General features: G+C 30.3%; 3 protein-coding genes and 1 pseudogene. 2 read left to right on the forward strand and 2 right to left on the reverse strand.

The window, feature by feature from the left end:
* On the reverse strand, window positions 1–323 hold a 323-nt coding region (locus ABZA26_RS13510; protein WP_372715022.1), incomplete at its 3' end, for a TAXI family TRAP transporter solute-binding subunit.
* A 141-nt stretch (window positions 324–464) separates the two neighbouring features.
* Window positions 465–1220 (reverse strand): LytR/AlgR family response regulator transcription factor, encoded by a 756-nt coding sequence (locus ABZA26_RS13515; RefSeq protein ID WP_372715023.1) that lies wholly within the window; start codon window positions 1218–1220, stop codon window positions 465–467.
* A gap of 508 nt (window positions 1221–1728) precedes the next feature.
* Here ABZA26_RS13515 and ABZA26_RS13520 point away from each other — a divergent pair.
* Together ABZA26_RS13520 and ABZA26_RS13525 are read left to right on the forward strand one after the other, a co-directional pair.
* Window positions 1729–1914 carry an indolepyruvate ferredoxin oxidoreductase subunit alpha gene (locus ABZA26_RS13520; RefSeq protein WP_372715024.1) on the forward strand — a complete coding sequence of 62 codons (186 nt, stop codon included), beginning with the start codon at window positions 1729–1731 and terminating at the stop codon, window positions 1912–1914.
* A pseudogene (locus tag ABZA26_RS13525) lies at window positions 1914–2131 on the forward strand (2-oxoacid:acceptor oxidoreductase subunit alpha); the annotation flags it as partial. The gene ABZA26_RS13520 and the pseudogene ABZA26_RS13525, both read left to right, overlap by 1 nt.

The raw sequence follows: 2131 nt of genomic DNA on the forward strand, positions 1-2131 counted from the left end.
GTTCCGGTATAAGCATAGCTTACTACGTCATTCATAGCAAATGCCAGTTCGACTTTTTCCGTTCCCAATAATGTAGCGTTTACTGCCGATGCTCCTGTTGATTGTACAGAAGAATTAATCCCTTCAACTTTTTGATTGAGCTGATTTGATATCGCTCCTCCCAAAGCAAAATATGCTCCCGAACTTCCTCCTGTTGCAATTGTTACGAATACATTTTCAGGTTTTTTACCTTCTCCGGTTTCTTCTTTACCACCTGAACACCCCGTCATTAAAACGACTAAAAACAGAACAAGTGTAGCTAATACAGAACTTTTAATCTTCATTTAAAACCCTCCGATCATATTTTTTCTATCTGCTAAGATTTTAGTACATTATTTTCAAAATAAAAATATCTTTTACTTATCATACATTTTCAAGAATTAAAATACATTATCACAAAATAAAATACAGGGCTAAGCCCTGTATCAAATCCCAAAAAAAATTTTAAATTTCTTTAAATAATTTCTGCTGACTTGTATGTCGCAGTTTTTAATCCCCTTTACCTCTATTTTATAAGTATAATTAAACCAGGGAATAATTTCATCTATATAATCCAAGTTTATTATCGTACTCTTATGTATTCTCATAAACTTGTCATCTCTCAGTCTGCTCTCCAGATCTTTTAAAGAATAGCTACATTCATATACAGATTCAGGAGTATGCACCGTAACAATATTTTTTTCTGACTTGATAAATACTATTTTATTTACATCTATTAACATTAATTTATTATTTTTTTGAATACATAGCTTTTCAAGAGAGGTATTATTTTCATTTTCCAGATTTTGATCTTTTTCTTCATTATGGTGTTTTTCACTTAATATTTTATCCTTAATTCTTTCAATGGTCAGTTTTATTCTTTCTTCTGAAAATGGTTTCAATATATAATCTACCGCATTCAACTCAAATCCCTGTACTGCATAGTTATCATATGCCGTTGCAAAAACAATTAAAGGATGATTTTTTTTCTCAGATATTTTTCTTGCAATCAGCACTCCACTATTATTTTGAAGGTTTATATCCATAAATACACAGTCTGGTTCTAATTTTTCTATCATCTCTAGAGCTTCATCACCGTCTCCGCTCTCTCCGCACACTTCAATTCCATCATATTTTTCCAAAAAATACCTTATCTCATTTCTTATATATTTCTCATCATCTACAATAAAAAGCTTAATCATTTCACCCCTCCATTTTTAAAATCTCCACCGATATCTAAATCATTGCCCCTTCTTTGGGTTCTGGTTTTTAGTTTTAAATTCAGTTATTTTACTGTTATCACTTCTTATAAATTCATATCTTTATATCTATACTATATATTATACTAGATTTTCCCATTTTTTTGTTGTATTAAGTTCTATTTTTATAATTTTATAAAATTAATACTGCACAGACTCAACACAAACCAGCCATTTTTAAAACCTCTATTTTTTCCTACATCTTATTTAGAAATAATGCACTAAATTAAAGATTAATGCAACAAAATAGTAAACTATGTTCTGATAAAAGTTTATGTATTAAACTAATAGTAGTAAAGTTGTTGAGGATTAAATTTTATGAACTAATATTAAATATTTATATCATCCATCTAAAGAATTGTACTAATTTTTAAAATATCTGATATTATTCTTTAACTTGATGAATCTAATTAAAAAAAATTAATTTAACAAGGAGGCTAATGTGGAAGAAATGGTACTTGCCGTAAAAAAAGGTTTATGTAAGGGGTGCGGAATCTGTGTGGAATTCTGTCCAAAGGATGTTTTGGATATGAAAGACGGAAAAGTAAATGTTAAAAATATCAGCACATGTATAAAATGTAATATGTGTGGAAAACTATGTCCCGATTATGCTATCGGTATTAGGAGGAATGGATAATGAGTCAAATTAAATTTATGCAAGGTAATGAAGCATGTGTTGAGGGAGCCATCGCTGCTGGAATGAAATTTTTTGCAGGATATCCTATCACACCGTCTACTGAAGTAATGGAAAAATCTGCTGAAATGCTTCCTAGAGTTGAAGGGAAATTTATTCAGATGGAAGATGAAATAGCCGGTATTGCTGCTGCAATCGGTGGGTCTATTGCAGGATCAAA

Source organism: Ilyobacter sp., assembly GCF_041583315.1.
GTDB lineage: Bacteria > Fusobacteriota > Fusobacteriia > Fusobacteriales > Fusobacteriaceae > Ilyobacter.